15 protein-coding genes and 5 tRNA genes are annotated in these 16085 nt (G+C 72.2%); 13 read left to right on the plus strand and 7 right to left on the minus strand.

What is annotated here, in order from left to right:
* Positions 1-244: 244 nt before the first annotated feature.
* The 4 genes from P3H78_RS28865 to P3H78_RS28880 form a co-directional block, all read right to left on the minus strand.
* Positions 245-820 carry a GTP-binding protein gene (locus tag P3H78_RS28865; RefSeq protein ID WP_276112117.1) on the minus strand — a complete coding sequence of 192 codons (576 nt, stop codon included), beginning with the start codon at positions 818-820 and terminating at the stop codon, positions 245-247.
* Positions 801-1199: a DUF742 domain-containing protein gene (locus P3H78_RS28870; protein WP_019058642.1), complete on the minus strand. Its 399-nt coding sequence runs from the start codon at positions 1197-1199 to the stop codon at positions 801-803. Before P3H78_RS28870 ends, P3H78_RS28865 begins: the two co-directional genes overlap by 20 nt.
* A 111-nt stretch (positions 1200-1310) precedes the next feature.
* Positions 1311-1724 (minus strand): roadblock/LC7 domain-containing protein, encoded by a 414-nt coding sequence (locus tag P3H78_RS28875; protein ID WP_003993189.1) that lies wholly within the window; start codon positions 1722-1724, stop codon positions 1311-1313.
* Positions 1725-1733: 9 nt separating this feature from the next.
* Positions 1734-5465: a sensor histidine kinase gene (locus tag P3H78_RS28880; protein ID WP_276112118.1), complete on the minus strand. Its 3732-nt coding sequence runs from the start codon at positions 5463-5465 to the stop codon at positions 1734-1736.
* A gap of 606 nt (positions 5466-6071) precedes the next feature.
* On the opposite strand from P3H78_RS28880, the gene P3H78_RS28885 reads away from it, so the two are divergent.
* The 9 genes from P3H78_RS28885 to P3H78_RS28925 all read left to right on the plus strand — a co-directional run bounded on the left by P3H78_RS28885 (position 6072) and on the right by P3H78_RS28925 (position 10377).
* Positions 6072-6260, plus strand: a complete 189-nt coding sequence (locus P3H78_RS28885) for a hypothetical protein (RefSeq protein WP_276112119.1) — start codon at positions 6072-6074, stop codon at positions 6258-6260.
* 313 nt (positions 6261-6573) lie between these two features.
* Positions 6574-7359, plus strand: a complete 786-nt coding sequence (locus tag P3H78_RS28890; RefSeq protein WP_276112120.1) for a fumarylacetoacetate hydrolase family protein — start codon at positions 6574-6576, stop codon at positions 7357-7359.
* On the plus strand, positions 7352-8875 hold the full coding sequence (gltX, locus tag P3H78_RS28895; RefSeq protein ID WP_276112121.1) for a glutamate--tRNA ligase: 1524 nt from the start codon (positions 7352-7354) through the stop codon (positions 8873-8875). The genes P3H78_RS28890 and gltX overlap by 8 nt, the downstream gene beginning before the upstream one ends.
* Positions 8876-9037: 162 nt before the next feature.
* On the plus strand, positions 9038-9775 hold the full coding sequence (locus tag P3H78_RS28900; protein WP_276112122.1) for an HAD family hydrolase: 738 nt from the start codon (positions 9038-9040) through the stop codon (positions 9773-9775).
* A gap of 90 nt (positions 9776-9865) precedes the next feature.
* Positions 9866-9937 (plus strand) — tRNA-Gln (locus P3H78_RS28905).
* A 39-nt stretch (positions 9938-9976) separates the two neighbouring features.
* Positions 9977-10049: transfer RNA gene (locus tag P3H78_RS28910), tRNA-Glu, on the plus strand.
* Positions 10050-10110: 61 nt separating this feature from the next.
* Positions 10111-10183, plus strand: a tRNA-Glu gene (locus P3H78_RS28915).
* A 21-nt stretch (positions 10184-10204) separates the two neighbouring features.
* A tRNA-Gln gene (locus P3H78_RS28920) sits at positions 10205-10276 on the plus strand.
* Positions 10277-10304: 28 nt separating this feature from the next.
* Positions 10305-10377, plus strand: a tRNA-Glu gene (locus tag P3H78_RS28925).
* A gap of 320 nt (positions 10378-10697) precedes the next feature.
* Here the strand turns inward: P3H78_RS28925 and ndgR are convergent.
* Positions 10698-11414, minus strand: coding sequence for an IclR family transcriptional regulator NdgR (gene ndgR / locus P3H78_RS28930; protein ID WP_276112123.1), 717 nt, complete (start codon positions 11412-11414; stop codon positions 10698-10700).
* 191 nt (positions 11415-11605) lie between these two features.
* Between ndgR and leuC the strand changes: the two genes are divergently transcribed.
* From leuC to P3H78_RS28950, 4 genes are all read left to right on the plus strand, one after another.
* Positions 11606-13036 (plus strand): 3-isopropylmalate dehydratase large subunit, encoded by a 1431-nt coding sequence (leuC, locus tag P3H78_RS28935; protein ID WP_276112124.1) that lies wholly within the window; start codon positions 11606-11608, stop codon positions 13034-13036.
* Positions 13037-13038: 2 nt separating this feature from the next.
* On the plus strand, positions 13039-13632 hold the full coding sequence (gene leuD, locus P3H78_RS28940; RefSeq protein ID WP_276112125.1) for a 3-isopropylmalate dehydratase small subunit: 594 nt from the start codon (positions 13039-13041) through the stop codon (positions 13630-13632).
* Positions 13633-13942: 310 nt separating this feature from the next.
* Positions 13943-14173 (plus strand): SCO5555 family protein, encoded by a 231-nt coding sequence (locus P3H78_RS28945; protein WP_276112126.1) that lies wholly within the window; start codon positions 13943-13945, stop codon positions 14171-14173.
* 136 nt (positions 14174-14309) lie between these two features.
* Complete coding sequence (locus P3H78_RS28950; protein WP_276112127.1) at positions 14310-14957, plus strand: HU family DNA-binding protein; 648 nt, start codon at positions 14310-14312, stop codon at positions 14955-14957.
* Positions 14958-15049: 92 nt separating this feature from the next.
* On the opposite strand, the gene P3H78_RS28955 is transcribed toward P3H78_RS28950, so the two are convergent.
* The gene (locus P3H78_RS28955; protein ID WP_276112128.1) at positions 15050-15265 is read right to left on the minus strand and encodes a hypothetical protein; all 216 of its coding nucleotides are present in this window, start codon (positions 15263-15265) and stop codon (positions 15050-15052) included.
* 9 nt (positions 15266-15274) lie between these two features.
* The gene (gene cofC / locus P3H78_RS28960) at positions 15275-15925 is read right to left on the minus strand and encodes a 2-phospho-L-lactate guanylyltransferase (RefSeq protein ID WP_276112129.1); all 651 of its coding nucleotides are present in this window, start codon (positions 15923-15925) and stop codon (positions 15275-15277) included.
* Between the last annotated feature and the right edge of the window lie 160 nt (positions 15926-16085).

Consider the following 16085-nt stretch of genomic DNA (forward strand, 5'->3'; position numbering starts at 1 on the left):
TTGCGCGCGATGTAAGTACCAGATAAATCGGTCATAAAGAGCGAGCCCCGCCAAAAGGCGGGGCGGTTGTGCGCACAGCGAGACCGGATGTGCGCGACGCGTGGCCATGCCACCGGATTCCTCTGCCGAAACGTTATGAACACCGGGGCCGACCGTGTCAAAGGACACAGCCGGCTCCGGTGTGACTACGGCAACTGCCGTATGGAACTTCCGACTTGGGTGGTACGTGAAACGAGTTCCGGTATTACCTCAGCCGTGCCATCAGGGCGTGCTCGACCAGCGTGATCAGCGCGGACTTGGCGTCCGCGCGGTGCCGCGCGTCGGTCGTGATGATCGGGGTGTCGGGGCCGATCTGCAGCGCCTCGCGGACCTCATCCGGGTTGTACGGCTGGTGTCCCTCGAAGCCGTTCAGCGCCACCACGAACGGCAGACCGCTGTTCTCGAAGTAGTCGACGGCCGGGAAGCAGTCCGCCAGCCGCCGGGTGTCCACCAGCACGATGGCGCCGATGGCGCCGCGTACGAGGTCGTCCCACATGAACCAGAAGCGGTCCTGGCCCGGGGTACCGAAGAGGTACAGGATCAGGTCCTGGTCGAGCGTGATGCGGCCGAAGTCCATGGCGACCGTGGTGGTCGTCTTCCCCCCGGTGTGGGTGAGGTCGTCGATGCCCGCGGACGCGGACGTCATGACGGCCTCCGTGCGCAGCGGGTTGATCTCCGAGACGGCGCCGACGAACGTGGTCTTGCCCACGCCGAAGCCGCCCGCCACCACGATCTTCGCGGAGGTGGTCGCCCGCCCTCCGTCAGAGCTTGCGAAGTCCACTGAGCACCCTTTCGAGCAGCGTCACGTCCGGTGCGCCGCCGTTGTTCTCGTCGCCGCCCGGCTGGTGGATGGCCACCAGGCCGGCCTCGGCCAGGTCCGCGACGAGGATCCTGGCCACGCCGAGGGGCATGGCCAGCAGCGCCGAGACCTCGGCGACCGACTTCACCTCACGGCACAGGTGGCAGATCCGCTGGTGCTCCGGGAGCAGTCCCATCAGCGCTGCCGGGTCGGCCGTGGTGCTGATCAGCGCCTCGATGGCGAGCTGATAGCGCGGCCGGGTCCGGCCGCCGGTCATCGCGTACGGACGTACCAGCGGCTGGTCGCCCTCGTCCCCGTACGGCTCTGCGTACGGATCATGAGAGGCGGTGGGCGGGGTCATGAATCCTCCGGGCGGGACAGCAAGTCGGTCAGTCAAGCCGTCTGAAGGGGCCGGTGGGGGGATTGTGGCGGCCGGACGGTGATTTGGTGAGGCGGGTGGTGCCGGGGCCGGTCAGTGGAGCAGACTGCCCTGTAGTTCGGCGCGCAGGTCCGGCGTGAGTACCGCCCCCGCACGGTCGACGAGCAGTGCCATCTCGTAGCCGACCAGGCCGATGTCGCACTCGGGATGAGCGAGCACCGCCAGGGACGAGCCGTCCGAGACGGACATCAGGAAGAGAAACCCGCGCTCCATCTCGACGACGGTCTGTGCCACGCTGCCGCCCTCGAAGATCCGCGAGGCGCCGGCCGTCAGCGACGTCAGACCCGACGCGACGGCCGCGAGCTGATCCGCGCGGTCGCGCGGGAACCCTTCGGACATCGCCAGAAGGAGTCCGTCCGCGGACACCACGACGGTGTGGGACACCCCCGGGGTGTTGTCCACGAAATTGGTGATCAACCAGTTGAGGTTCTGTGCCGCCTGGCTCATCGGGCTCAACTAACGCTCCTGCTGGTGAGTGGGGAAGCTGCCCGTCTGGCCGGCGTTGGCCTGACGACCCTGAGCGATACCCCGACGGAGATTGGTCAGCCGCCCGCGCACGTCGTCGGGCGCACGCGAGACCTGCGGACCGCTCTGGTTCTGCTGCTGCTGAGCCGTGCCCGGGACGAGGTTCGCCCGGGGCACCCGGCGCGGCAGGCCGGAGGTGGTGATGCCGCCCGCGGCCGGCTGCCGCACGCGCTCCGCCTGCCGCACGAGGTCGTCGTTCGGCGAGGTGCGCCAGGAAGCCGGAGCGGAACGCTGAGCCGGGGGAGCCGGTGCGGCCTGGGGCTGCTGGGGCTGCTGCCGGGCCGGAGCCGGTGCCCCGCCCTGCTGCTGCCGGTCGGCGCCGTGGAACCAGTTCGTCTCCAGCGTGTCGTACAGCGGCGTGCGCCCGTCACCGGGACCCGGGGCCGGCGGAAGGGCCTCGGGCTCCTGGCGCGCGGGACGCTGCTGCGCGGGCTGCTGGGGCTGCGCGGGCTGCGGCGCCGGAGGGCGCGGCGCGCCGAAGTCCCCGCCCGGGGCACCGGACCGGGGCCGCTCGAAACCGCCGGGTGCCTGAGCGTCCTGGCGGCCCGGCAGGGCGTGCCGGCCCGTCGAGCCGTTGTCGTAGCCCTGCGGTGCCGGGAACTGGCCGGTGGAGCCGTTGTCGTAGCCCTGCGGCGCGGGGAACTGGCCGGTGGAGCCGTTGTCGTAGGACTGCGGACGCGCGAACTGGCCCGGAGCCGACGGGGCGTTCTGCGCCGCGCCGGGACCGAAGACGTCCGAGCGGACGAAGTTGCCGGTGCCCTGTCCGGAGTCCGCGCCGGGAGCCGGGTACGCCCCGCCCTGGTCCGGACGCGGGAACTCGGACGCGGAGCCCGGGCCCTGGCGGTCGCCGGAGCGCGGCAGCGCGGGCATCTCCGCTGTCGCCCCCGGGCCCTGCCGGTCGTCCGGCCGCGGCCGGCGCGAGGGCTGCGCCTGGTCCCGCTCGTCGTGGCCGCGCGGGGCGTCCAGCGCGTCCCGGCCGGAGGCGTCCCCGCCCCAGCCCGACGGCGCGTTGCCGCCCGGCAGCTCGGCGCGCGGACCGCCGCGCGGCGGCAGCTGCGGCTGCCGGCCCGGCTCGCCGCCGCCCGCCCGCTGCGGGGGCACCGCGCCGCGGCCGCCGCCGAAGGCGTCCTGGCGCTGCTGCCCCTCGCCGAAGTTCTGGGAACCGCCGGTGCCCGCGGACTGCAGGCCCTGCGGCGCGGCCGGTGCCGGGCCGCCGAAGCCGGCGCCCGCCGGGGCCGGCCGGCCCTGCGGCGACTGCCCGGGGCCCTGCGGACCGCGCGGGCCCTGGCCCTGGCCGCCGGGACCGCCCTGGCCACCCGGGCGGCCGCCCGTGCCGGGCAGTGCGGCCCGCGGACCCTGGCCCGCACCGACCTGCCCGCGCGGACCCGATCCTCCGCGGCCGACGGCGCCCCCGGGGGCACCCGCCCCGGACGGGCCGTTCTGGCGGCGCGCCGCCGCGACGCCGGCCGCCGCCTGCGCGGCCGCCGGACCACCGCCGGACGGGCCGCCGGACTTGCCCGGAGCGGGCTTCTTGCCGCCCTGGGCGACGTCCACGGGCAGCATGACGAGCGCCGTGGTGCCGCCCGAGTCGGACGGACGGAGCTGGATGCGGATGCCGTGGCGCTGCGACAGACGGCCGACCACGAACAGACCCATGCGGCGGGACACCGAGACGTCCACCGTGGGCGGGGAGGCGAGCCGCTCGTTGATCGCGGCGAGGTCCTCGGGGGAGAGGCCGATGCCGGTGTCGTGGATCTCGATCAGCACCCGGCCGTCGGGCAGGGCGTGACCGGTGACCTTGACCTTGGTCTGCGGCGACGAGAAGGAGGTCGCGTTCTCGAGCAGCTCGGCGAGGAGGTGCACGAGGTCGTTGACGACGCGGCCGGCGACCTCGGTGGTCGGCACGGCGGCGAGTTCGATGCGCTCGTACTGCTCCACCTCGGACGCGGCGGCGCGGAGCACGTCGACCAGCGGGACCGGGCGGGTCCAGCGGCGGCCGGGCTCCTCACCGGCGAGGACGAGGAGGTTCTCGCCGTTACGGCGCATGCGGGTCGCGAGGTGGTCGAGCTTGAACAGCGACGACAGCTGGTCCGGGTCCGCCTCGCGGGACTCCAGCTCGGAGATCAGCGACAGCTGGCGCTGGATGAGGCCCTGGGAGCGGCGCGAGAGGTTGGTGAACATCGCGTTGACGTTGCCCCGCAGCAGGGCCTGCTCGGCGGCGAGGCGGACCGCCTCGCGGTGCACGTCGTCGAAGGCCGCGGCCACCTGGCCGATCTCGTCCCGGGAGTGGACACCGACCGACTCCACGGACGTGTCGACGTCCTGCGGGTCGGACTCCGACAGCTGCTTGACCAGCTCGGGCAGACGGTCCTGGGCGACCTTGGTGGCGGTCTCCTGCAGGCGGCGCAGCGAGCGGATCATGGAGCGGGCCACGACGAAGGCGCCGACCAGCGACACACCGAGGACGAGCAGGATCAGCGCACCGGAGATGATCGCGTCGCGCTCGGTGGCGCTGCGCAGCTCGCGGGCCTTCTGCTCCATGTCCTCGAGCAGCGTGTGCTCGATCTTCTTCATCTGCTCGATCTTGGTCGAGCTGTCGTCCACCCAGTCGCGGTACGAGCGCTTCTGCAGGCCGTCGATGCCGTCCGGCGAACCGAGGGCGCGGCGCGCGTAGATGTCCGCGGCCTCGATCGTCGGGTTGCCCTCGTCGATCGGCTTGACGAGCTCCTCGGAGCCGGCGCCGTAGATGTTGCGGAAGCTGCTGAGCTCGGACTTCTGGCTCTCCAGGGCCGACTCGGCGAACAGCCGGTCGTTCTCCGAGAGGGAGCCCGAGGTGGTGTTGGTCGACGGCAGGGCCGACGCGATCACCGCACGCTGGATGGAGGCGTACTCCTTGGCGGAGGAGAAGGCCGACAGGGCGCGGGTGCGCTGGATCATCTCCGGGTTGCTGGTCGCCTCGGCCATGTCCTGGGAGAGGCTGAGCAGTTCGGTGATGAGGCGGTGGTAGGCCTCGACCGTCCGGGTGGAGTTGTCCTTGGACTTGTAGGCGTCCTGGCGGATCGAGCTGAGGCTGTTGAGCTCGCTGGCCAGGCCGACGAGGCTGTCGCGGACACCGAGCAGGTTGCCGTTCTTGCTCGCCGAGTCGATCTCCTCGGAGGCGTTGAGGAAGTTCTCCTTGGCGCGGTCGGTCTTCTCCCGGTATCCCTTGACCGTGTAGTCGCTGGCCGGCAGGCCGTGGGCCAGCGGGCCGGCGGACTGGTCGCGCTCCTCCTGGAGCGCCGCGGCCAGCTCGGTGGCCTGCTTGGTCATCTCGGTCAGCAGCTTCATGTTGTCGAGCTGCTGGATGTCGTCCATGGACGAGCTGATGCGCAGCGCGCCCAGCGAGGTCGCCGCGACCACGGGGAGCGCGAGCAGCGACACGAGGCGGGTGGAGATGCGCCAGTTGCGCAGGGAGACGCGCGAACCCGGGCCCTCGGGGACCTGGTTCCTGGGGGCCACGGCGGCCGGAGCGGGGGTTCCGGACGCGCCGGGGCGCCCTCCGCCGTCGCCGGACGGGGCCGGGCCCGGGCTCTGGGCGCGCTGGGGCGAGGAACCGCGGTCGGTCCCGCCGTGCGGCTCCGGCTCCGCCGAAGCGCTGCCATCCCTCTTGAAACGTCCCTGCACTAGCGTCGCAACCTCTGGACCAGGCGCCCCTCCGGGTGAACGGAGGGACGGTGTCGGCGTTGTGGGGAGGCGCCCTGAATACGCCCCCCTGGGTGGTCGTGAGTGACCCGGCGCTGGTTCCCCCTTCTCGCCGCCACTCGGCGCTGCGTTGCGCCCCCTGCGCGCCGGCTCGATCCCGCGGCGGTCCGTGGCATTCCAGCACAGTGCCGGATCTCCAACAAGGTTCACGGACCGAGCTGTGACCTGTGTGACAGCGCGTGAGGGAAGCGTTACGAGACGTGGAAAGTGATCTCCCCCATAACGGTCGAATCGCGACGATCCGGCGAGCGGTGGAACGTGTCCCAGTCGCCATGATCAGGAGCGGAATGGTGCCTTCAGATGGCTAATGTCCGTTTCGCCGTGATGACGCAGCCGTCGGAATTGACGGGTTTGTCGGCCAAGTCGTGAGCAAACTCACATGCGGGCGACGGGTCCTTCGACGCCCCCGCGGGGAATTGCATGTTTAGCCTGACGCTTTACAGAGATGGCAAATCCGACAAGCCGCGTCCGCGAGGGGGTCGAGCACGACCCTCCCGGCGCCCGCACACGACAGGGTCCTCCACAGCCGTGAAGACGACGATGATGTTCCGCAACATAGCCAACCCGCGACGCACGACGCTGGTGCACCTCGACGGCACCGACGTGCTGCAGACGCCGGAGCAGCCGGAGCACTCCGTCTCCCTCCCCGCCCAGACCGCCAACCCCCGGCGCACCGTCCTCATGGAGGCCCCGCTCGCGGCCGCCGTCGCCGAGTAGTACGCGCCCCGGCGCCCCGGCGCTCAACCCGCGCCCGCCGTGCGGCGGGGCGCGGCCGCCCCGCACCGTCCGTGCGGCGGGGCGCGGCCGCCCCGCACCGTCCGTGCGGCGGGGCGCGGCCGCCCCGCACCGTCCGTGCGGCGGGGCGCGGCCGCCCCGCACCGTCCGTGCGGCGGGGCGCGGCCGCCCCGCACCCTCCGTGCGGCGGGGCGCGGCCGCCCCGCACCCTCCGTGCGGCGGGGCGCGGCCGCCCCGCCGCGTTAGCCTGGATCGTCAGACTCCAGCCAGTTCAGGTAAGGGGCGCAAGGATCCCGTGCGCATCGCCAGGTTCTCCATCGACGGGAACGTCGCCTTCGGCGCGGTCGAGGGCGACAAGCCGGACGAGCTCGTCCTCGACATCATCAAGGGCATCCCGTTCGCGGACTTCGAGCTCTCCGGCACGAAGGTGCCGCTCAGCAAGGTGCGGCTGCTGCCGCCGGTGCTCCCCAACAAGGTCGTCGCCTTCGGCCGCAACTACGCCGAGCACGCGCGCGAACTGGGCCACGAGCTGCCCGACGCGCCGTTCGCCTTCTTCAAGCCGTCCACCTCGGTGATCGGGCCCGGTGACGAGATCCAGTACCCCTCGTTCTCGCAGGAACTGCACCACGAGGCGGAGCTGGCCGTCGTCATCGGCCGCATGTGCCGCGAGGTACCGCGCGACCGCGTCGACGACGTGGTCCTCGGCTACACCTGCGCCAACGACATCACCGCCCGCGACGTCCAGCGGCGCGAGAAGCAGTGGGCGCGGGCCAAGGGCTTCGACACCTCCTGCCCGCTCGGCCCCTGGGTGGAGACGGACCTGGACGCCGCCGCCGCGGGCGACCTGACCATCCAGCTCACGGTCAACGGCGAACAGCGCCAGCTGGGCCGCACCAGCGAGATGATCCACTCCGTCGCGGACCTGATCGTGAACATCTCCGAGGCCATGACGCTGCTCCCCGGCGACGTGATCCTCACGGGCACCCCGGCAGGGGTCGGCCCCCTCGGCGTCGGCGACGAGGTCGCCGTCACCATCGAAGGCATCGGCACTCTCACCAACAAGGTTGTCAAGCGTGGCTAGCGCACCCCTCCCCGGCCCCTCGGCTCCGCTCGAGCAGGGGACGCCCTCTTCCCCCGTCCGCGTCCGTTTCTGCCCCTCGCCCACCGGCAACCCCCACGTGGGCCTGGTCCGCACCGCCCTGTTCAACTGGGCGTTCGCCCGGCACCACCAGGGCACCCTGGTCTTCCGTATCGAGGACACCGACGCGGCCCGCGACTCGGAGGAGTCGTACGAGCAGCTGCTGGACGCGATGCGCTGGCTCGGCTTCGACTGGGACGAGGGCCCCGAGACCGGCGGCCCGCACGCGCCGTACCGCCAGTCGCAGCGCATGGACCTCTACCGGGACGTCGCCCGCAGGCTCCTGGACGCCGGCCACGCCTACCACTGCTACTGCTCCCAGGAGGAGCTGGACGAGCGCCGCGAGGCCGCCCGCGCCGCCGGCCGGCCCTCCGGCTACGACGGCCACTGCCGCGACCTCACCGCCGAGCAGGTCGAGGCGTACACCGCGCAGGGCCGCGCCCCGATCGTCCGCTTCCGGATGCCCGACGAGACCATCACCTTCACGGACCTGGTCCGCGGCGAGCTGACCTTCACCCCGGAGAACGTCCCGGACTACGGCATCGTCCGCGCCAACGGCGCCCCGCTCTACACGCTCGTCAACCCCGTCGACGACGCACTGATGGAGATCACCCACGTCCTGCGCGGCGAGGACCTGCTCTCCTCCACCCCGCGGCAGGTCGCCCTGTACCGGGCGCTGATCGAGCTCGGCGTCGCCAAGGGCGTCCCGGCCTTCGGCCACCTGCCCTACGTGATGGGCGAGGGCAACAAGAAGCTGTCCAAGCGCGACCCGCAGTCGAGCCTGAACCTCTACCGCGAGCGCGGCTTCCTGCCCGAGGGCCTGCTCAACTACCTCTCCCTGCTCGGCTGGTCCCTCTCCGCCGACCAGGACGTCTTCAGCATCGCGGAGATGGTCGCCGCCTTCGAGATCGGCGACGTCAACCCCAACCCGGCGCGCTTCGACCTCAAGAAGTGCGAGGCGATCAACGCCGACCACATCCGCATGCTCGACGTGAAGGACTTCACCGAGCGCTGCCGCCCCTGGCTCCAGGCCCCCGCCGCCCCCTGGGCCCCGGAGGACTTCGACGAGGCGCAGTGGCAGGCGATCGCCCCGCACGCCCAGACCCGGCTCAAGGTCCTCTCCGAGATCACCGACAACGTCGACTTCCTGTTCCTGCCGGAGCCGGTCCTCGACGAGGCGAGCTGGGCCAAGGCGATGAAGGAGGGCTCGGACGCCCTGCTGCGCACGGCCCGCGAGAAGCTCGAGCAGGCCGACTGGAGCTCCGCCGAGTCCCTGAAGGAGGCCGTCCTGGCCGCCGGCGAGGCGCACGGCCTCAAGCTCGGCAAGGCCCAGGCCCCGGTCCGGGTCGCCGTCACCGGCCGCACCGTGGGCCTGCCGCTCTTCGAGTCCCTGCAGATCCTGGGCAAGGAGCGGACGCTGGCGCGGATCGACGCGGCGCTGGCGAGGCTCGCGGTCTGAGACCCGCACCCGCCCGAGGGGCGGCAGCCGGAACCGGCTGCCGCCCCTCGCGCACGCCCGCACCGGGCGGCGCCCGGGCCCGCACCCGTTCGCCCGGGGCCGCCCCGGGGAGCGGTCCGGCCCTCTCCTCAGCGGCCCCCGGGCGGCGGTACCGTCGGAGCCATGACGATCAGAGCCGTCGTCTGGGACATCGACGACACCCTCTTCGACTACACGACCGCCGACCGCACCGGCATGGGGGAGCACCTGGCGGCCGAGGGCCTGCTCGCCCGGTACGCGACCGCCGACCGTGCGCTCGCCCACTGGCGGGACATCACGGACGCCCAGTGGGCGCGCTTCGCGGCGGGAGAGGTGACCTTCGAGGGGCAGCGGCGGGACCGGGTGCGCGTCTTCCTGGACCGGCCGGAGCTGACCGACACCGAGGCCGAGGCGTGGTTCGGGCGGTACCTCGTGCACTACGAGGCCGCCTGGGCCCTGTTCCCGGACGTGCTGCCCGTCCTGGACGCCCTCGCGGCCACCCACCGGCACGCCGTGCTGTCCAACTCCAGCCTCCACGTCCAGGAGCGCAAGCTGCGCGCCCTCGGCGTCCGCGACCGCTTCGAGGCCGTCCTGTGCGCCGCCGAGCTCGGCGTCTCCAAACCGGCGCCGGGCGCCTTCCTGGCCGCGTGCGAGGCACTGGAGCTGCGGCCGCACGAGGTCGCCTACGTCGGCGACCATCCGGAGATCGACGGGCGGGGCGCCGCCGACGCCGGACTGCTGTCCGTCTGGATCGACCGGGCCGGCGGTCCCGCGGACGGTGCGGCGCCGTCCGCATGCCGGCACCGGATCGCGTCCCTCGCCGAACTCCCCGCCATCGTCGCGGCGGATACCCGTTTTGGAGCCCCGTCCACCTTCGGGTAATGTTCTTCCTGCGCCGCCGGGGAGCGGGCCGAAAGGCCGGAACCGGAGTGCATCGCTAGAACAAGAACCCCTCCGGGGGTTGCGTTCCAGTGGCCTATGGTGTAATTGGCAGCACGACTGATTCTGGTTCAGTTAGTCTTGGTTCGAGTCCAGGTAGGCCAGCTCGCAGAGCTCATCTGCACCCGCGGATTCCATCCGCAAGCCCCCGTTGTGTAGCGGCCTAGCACGCTGCCCTCTCAAGGCAGTAGCGCCGGTTCGAATCCGGTCGGGGGTACAGATCCTTCCCGCGAGGACAGCCGGGTCGCTCCCGCTGACCTCGATGCAGGATCGCTAGGGCCCCCGTTGTGTAGCGGCCTAGCACGCCGCCCTCTCAAGGCGGTAGCGCCGGTTCGAATCCGGTCGGGGGTACTGACTGGTCTAAACCATCATTGGTCTATGGTGTAATTGGCAGCACGACTGATTCTGGTTCAGTTAGTCTTGGTTCGAGTCCAGGTAGACCAGCTCGGACCTGCGGAAACGCAGTGTCCAGGCCCCCGTTGTGTAGCGGCCTAGCACGCCGCCCTCTCAAGGCGGTAGCGCCGGTTCGAATCCGGTCGGGGGTACAGATCGGCCGAGGGCCCTCCTGCGGGAGGGCCCTTTGTCGTATGCCCGGACCACTCGGTGCGAGGGATGCTCCCCCCGCGGATCAACGGCTTCGACGTGCGGTGCAGTTGGACGCGGTGTCGACGGGGGCGGCCGGCGCGCCCGTGCCGTCCGGACCGCGGACCGGCCCCGGTGTTCCCGAGGCCCGCCACCGGCCGCCCGGGGCTTTCCGGGGCCCGTCGGCGCCCGGGCGGGCCGTACGGGGCGGTCGTGCGACCGGGGGACGGCCTGCCGCGGCGTTGAGGCGGGCCGTCCCCCGGTGCGTGCGGGGCGGTGGAGGTCAGCCGGTGCGGCGCAGGGCCTCGGAGAGGCGTCCGGCGGCGTCGATGACGGCCTGGGCGTGCATCCGGCCCGGGTGGCGCGTCAGGCGCTCGATGGGGCCGGAGACCGAGACGGCGGCCACCACGCGGTTGGAGGGGCCGCGCACCGGCGCGGAGACGGACGCGACGCCCGGCTCCCGCTCCCCGATGGACTGGGCCCATCCGCGGCGCCGCACACCCGACAGGGCGGTCGCCGTGAAGCGGGCGCCCTGCAGTCCGCGGTGCAGCCGCTCGGGCTCCTCCCATGCCATGAGCACCTGTGCCGACGAGCCCGCCTTCATCGTGAGCGTCGAACCGACCGGGACGGTGTCCCGCAGTCCGGACAGCCGCTCCGCGGCCGCCACGCAGATGCGCATGTCTCCCTGACGGCGGTAGAGCTGCGCGCTCTCGCCCGTGACGTCGCGCAGGTGGGTGAGCACCGGGCCCGCGGTGGCGAGCAGCCGGTCCTCGCCCGCGGCCGCCGCCAGCTCCGCGAGCCGGGGGCCGAGGATGAACCGGCCCTGCATGTCGCGCGCCACCATGCGGTGGTGCTCCAGGGCCACGGCCAGCCGGTGGGCCGTGGGTCGTGCCAGTCCGGTGGCCCCGACCAGACCCGCGAGGGTGGCCGGACCGGACTCCAGGGCGCTCAGGACCAGGGCTGCCTTGTCCAGAACGCCGACGCCGCTACTGTTGTCCATGAAACGATACTCCCGTCTCACTCTGTGAAACGCAAGTTCAATTTTCCGTGGAACACGCCACTCTGGAATCACAACGGCCCGTGGACCGACGGGCCCGGCGGCGGACGCCCGGCGGGGGGCGCGGGTGCCGCCCACCCCAAGATCTCTAGTTGGGCCGCCGCGTTCGCTCGCGTGCGGCCGGAGGGAAAGCGATGGGTAGGACACTCGCGGAGAAGGTCTGGGACGACCACGTCGTCCGGCGCGCCGAGGGCGAGCCCGACCTCCTCTTCATCGATCTGCACCTGCTGCACGAGGTGACCAGCCCCCAGGCCTTCGACGGGCTGCGCAGGAGCGGCCGGCGGGTGCGCCGGCTCGATCTGACCATCGCGACCGAGGACCACAACACCCCGACCCTGGACATCGACAAGCCGATCGCGGACCCGGTCTCGCGGGCGCAGCTGGAGACGCTGCGCAAGAACTGCGCGGACTTCGGGGTCCGGCTGCACCCGCTGGGCGACGTGGAGCAGGGGGTCGTGCACGTGGTGGGCCCCCAGCTGGGGCTGACGCAGCCGGGCACGACGGTGGTGTGCGGCGACTCGCACACCTCCACGCACGGTGCCTTCGGGGCGCTGGCGTTCGGTATCGGCACCTCGCAGGTGGAGCACGTGCTGGCCACCCAGACGCTGCCGATGGCCCGCCCGAGGACGATGGCGGTCACGGTCGAGGGCGAGCTGCCCGACGGGGTGACGGCCAAGGACCTGATCCTGGCGATCATCGCGCGGATCGGTACCGGCGGCGGGCAGGGCTATGTGCTGGAGTACCGGGGGCCGGCCGTCGAGAAGCTGTCGATGGAGGCGCGGATGACCATCTGCAACATGTCCATCGAGGCCGGGGCCCGCGCGGGCATGATCGCCCCGGACGAGACCACGTTCGCCTATCTCAAGGACCGCCCGCACGCCCCGCAGGGCGAGGACTGGGACGCGGCGGTGGCCTACTGGCGGACGCTGCGCAGCGACGAGGACGCGGTCTTCGACGCCGAGGTGGTCATCGACGCCGCCGAGCTGTCCCCGTTCGTGACCTGGGGCACCAACCCCGGGCAGGGCGCGCCGCTTTCGGCCGACGTCCCCGACCCGGCTTCGTACGAAGACGCATCGGAGCGCCACGCCGCCGAAAAGGCCCTGCAGTACATGGGGTTGGAGGCCGGGCAGTCGCTGCGGTCGATCACGGTGGACACCGTCTTCGTAGGCTCGTGCACCAACGGGCGGATCGAGGACCTGCGGGCGGCCGCGGGGGTGCTGAAGGACCGCAAAGTCGCCGACGGCGTAAGGATGCTGGTCGTGCCCGGGTCGGCGCGGGTGGGTCTGCAGGCCGTCTCGGAGGGCCTGGACGTGGTGTTCAAGGAGGCCGGCGCCGAATGGCGGCACGCGGGCTGCTCGATGTGCCTGGGGATGAACCCCGACCAGCTGGCACCCGGTGAGCGTTCCGCGTCCACTTCCAACCGCAACTTCGAGGGCCGGCAGGGCAAGGGCGGCCGTACCCACCTGGTCTCCCCGCAGGTCGCCGCCGCCACCGCCGTCCTGGGCCACCTGGCCTCCCCGGCCGACCTCACCGACACCGCCCGCACGCCCGCTGGAGCCCGATAACCATGGAAGCCTTCACCACCCACACCGGCCGGGCCGTCCCGCTGCGCCGCAGCAACGTCGACACCGACCAGATCATCCCCGCCCACTGGCTCAAGAAGGTCACCCGCGACGGGTTCGAGGACGGGCTGTTCGAGGCCTGGCGCAAGGACCCCGGCTTCGTGCTCAACCGGCCGGAGCGCCAGGGCGCCACCGTCCTGGTCGCCGGACCGGACTTCGGAACCGGTTCCTCCCGCGAGCACGCGGTGTGGGCGCTGCAGAACTACGGCTTCAAGGCCGTGATCTCCTCCCGTTTCGCCGACATCTTCCGGGGCAACTCGTTGAAGAACGGCCTGCTCACGGTGGTCCTGGACCAGCAGACCGTGGACGCGCTGTGGCAGCTGACCGAGGCCGACCCCGGCACCGAGGTCACTGTGGACCTCCAGGCCCGCGAGGTGCGCGCGGGGGAGATCACCGCCCCCTTCGAGCTCGACGAGAACGCCCGCTGGCGGCTGCTCAACGGCCTGGACGACATCTCCCTCACCCTCCGGAACGAGGACGACATCACCGCCTACGAGGCGCAGCGCCCCTCCTTCAAGCCCCGGACCCTGCCGGTCTGACCCGGCTCCGGCGCGGCCGGTGATCCACGTCCTCCCCGGAGGACGCCGACCACCCCCGCACCAGTCGGGTTTCGGCCACCGCAGAGCCCCCGCCGTACCCCCGATCGCCACGATCGGGGGTACGGCCGTTTCCGGATCGGTGCGCCGCGGTAGGCGGCGTCGCCGTCGCCCAACGGCCCTATGTCCGGCCTTGGTTGAGCGCACGCACGACCATCGGGCCCGCCATCGGGGGATGCGCCCGTGGGGCCGTCCGGGGCGGCAGTTGCCCCCTGGGCAGGCGACAACTCGCCCCAGATGGCACAATCTGTGCATGGACGACGACGGCCAACTCGAGCTCTATGCGGCGGTCGCGGCCCAGCTGAAGGAAGCGCACACAAGAGTGCGCGCACTGCAAGTCCCGGAGGGCGTACGGATGGCGCTGACCCGGAAGCTGCTGGTCATTACGGCCGCGGCCAAGCACGATCTCGCCGACGCGGCAAGGCGTCTGGACCGGTTCACGGCGGACCTCGACGGGGGCCGGCTCCCCCACGAGGAAGGCTGAACAAGCCGAGACCGTCGAGTCCGTTGCGGCACAAGGGTGATTAGCCCGTTTCGTGTTTGATTTGCGGTATATATCTGCCTAACGTGCGAAAAAGCTTGAACACATTCGTTCTGGCGAGGTCTCCGAAGGGGAAGACGTGAACAAGGCGCAGCTCGTAGAAGCGATTGCCGACAAGATGGGCGGCCGCCAGCAGGCCGCCGATGCCGTCGACGCGGTCCTGGACGCCATCGTCCGAGCGGTCGTCGGGGGAGACCGGGTCTCGGTCACCGGCTTCGGATCCTTCGAGAAGGTGGACCGCCCCGCCCGCTACGCCCGCAACCCGCAGACGGGTGAGCGGGTGCGGGTCAAGAAGACCTCCGTTCCGCGCTTCCGGGCCGGTCAGGGCTTCAAGGACCTCGTCGGAGGCTCGAAGAAGCTGCCGAAGCACGACATCGCCGTGAAGAAGGCGCCCAAGGGCAGCCTGTCCGGCCCGACCGCCACCATCGCCAAGGCCGCGGGCAAGAAGGCCGCCGCCAAGAAGGCGACGGGCGCGGCGAAGACGGCCGCGGCGAAGAAGGCCGCCGCCAAGAAGGTCACGGCGAAGAAGACGACGGCGAAGAAGACCACGGCGAAGAAGACCACGGCCGCCGCCACCAAGAAGGCCGCGGCGGCGAAGAAGACCACCGCCACGAAGGCCACGGCGAAGAAGGCTCCGGCGAAGAAGGCCACCGCGAAGAAGGCCCCCGCCAAGAAGTCGACCGCCCGCAAGACCACCGCCAAGAAGACCACCGCCCGCGGCAAGTAGGCGGCACAGAGGCACTCACGCAGCCGGGCCGGACTCCCCAGGGAGCCCGGCCCGCGGCGCGTCCGGGACCCGCGGCGGCCGCCCGGGCCCGTTCAGAAGGTCTGCAGCGTCACCAGCGTGATCCGGAGGCCGCTTCCGGCCCCCTCCTCCGGCGTCTCCGTCTCGATCCGCACCCGCTGCCCGGGGCGCAGCAGCCGCAGGCCCCCCGCGTCGAACGCCGGGGCGTCGAAGGGCACCGGCGTCCCGTCGTCCAGGAGCACCTGCCCGCAGCGGGTTTCGGGGTCGTACGTGTATGCGGTCGCCTGCATGGCGGCAGCCTACTGCCCCGGCACCGGGGCCCGCCCGGCGAGCGGCGCGGCGGCCGCCTCCGTCCACGGCCCCACCCCCAGCGCGAGCGCCGCGCGCAGGTCCGCCCCGGTGTCCACGTCCTGGCGCACCGAGTCCACGCCGGCCGGTGTCAGTTCCACCGCCCCGGAGGCCCGGTGCCGCTCCCGCGAACCCGGGCCGAATGCCGGGAGCAATTCCCGCCCCGGGGCGGCCGTGAGCAGCGTGGTGCCGAGCGCCGCCGCGTCCGCGAGGAATGCCCGCGGGAATTCCCCCGCCGAGGCCAGGACCCGCGCCAATTCGTCCGGACGCAGCGCGGGGAGATCGGCGTTCAGGGCGGCGACGGGACGTTCGGGGTGCGAGGCGCGGACGACCGCCGCTCCGTGGGCCAGGGCCGGGTTCAGCCCGGCGCCCGGCAGGTCCGGGACGATCCGGGCACCCAGGGCGGCCAGCTCCCGCCCGGCGACCGCGTCGTCCGTGACGACCGCCACATCCCCGACCGCGGTGCAGGCCAGCGCCGCTGCCACCGTGTCCTGCGCGAAGGCCAGGGCCAGTCCGGGCCGCAGCCCTGCGCCGGCGGTGTCCGCCAGCCTGCTCTTCGCCCGGGTCAGGGGCTTCAGGGGGATGACCATGGTCCACTGCACGGGCGTTCGTCCCTCTCTTGTCCGGCACATTGTCCCCCGGGCCGCACTCCGTCCCCGCGCCCGGGGACGGCGGGCGGCGGAGCGCCCCGGAGGGGCGGTGCCGGCGGACGGGTGGGCGTACGGTGTTCTCGACAGACCGGCGGCCTGGGGCGACACTTGT

The organism is Streptomyces tropicalis, assembly GCF_029269835.1.
Taxonomy (GTDB): Bacteria; Actinomycetota; Actinomycetes; order Streptomycetales; family Streptomycetaceae; genus Streptomyces; species Streptomyces tropicalis.

What these genes read in the sequence shown, in the direction of transcription:
- leuD (WP_276112125.1), top strand. Translation starts at nt 13,039, where the DNA reads ATGGAAGCCTTCACCACCCACACCGGCCGGGCCGTCCCGCTGCGCCGC.
- P3H78_RS28945 (WP_276112126.1), top strand. Translation starts at nt 13,943, where the DNA reads ATGGACGACGACGGCCAACTCGAGCTCTATGCGGCGGTCGCGGCCCAG.
- leuC (WP_276112124.1), top strand. Translation starts at nt 11,606, where the DNA reads ATGGGTAGGACACTCGCGGAGAAGGTCTGGGACGACCACGTCGTCCGG.
- ndgR (WP_276112123.1), bottom strand. Translation starts at nt 11,414, where the DNA reads ATGGACAACAGTAGCGGCGTCGGCGTTCTGGACAAGGCAGCCCTGGTC.
- P3H78_RS28870 (WP_019058642.1), bottom strand. Translation starts at nt 1,199, where the DNA reads ATGACCCCGCCCACCGCCTCTCATGATCCGTACGCAGAGCCGTACGGG.
- P3H78_RS28900 (WP_276112122.1), top strand. Translation starts at nt 9,038, where the DNA reads ATGACGATCAGAGCCGTCGTCTGGGACATCGACGACACCCTCTTCGAC.
- P3H78_RS28875 (WP_003993189.1), bottom strand. Translation starts at nt 1,724, where the DNA reads ATGAGCCAGGCGGCACAGAACCTCAACTGGTTGATCACCAATTTCGTG.
- P3H78_RS28955 (WP_276112128.1), bottom strand. Translation starts at nt 15,265, where the DNA reads ATGCAGGCGACCGCATACACGTACGACCCCGAAACCCGCTGCGGGCAG.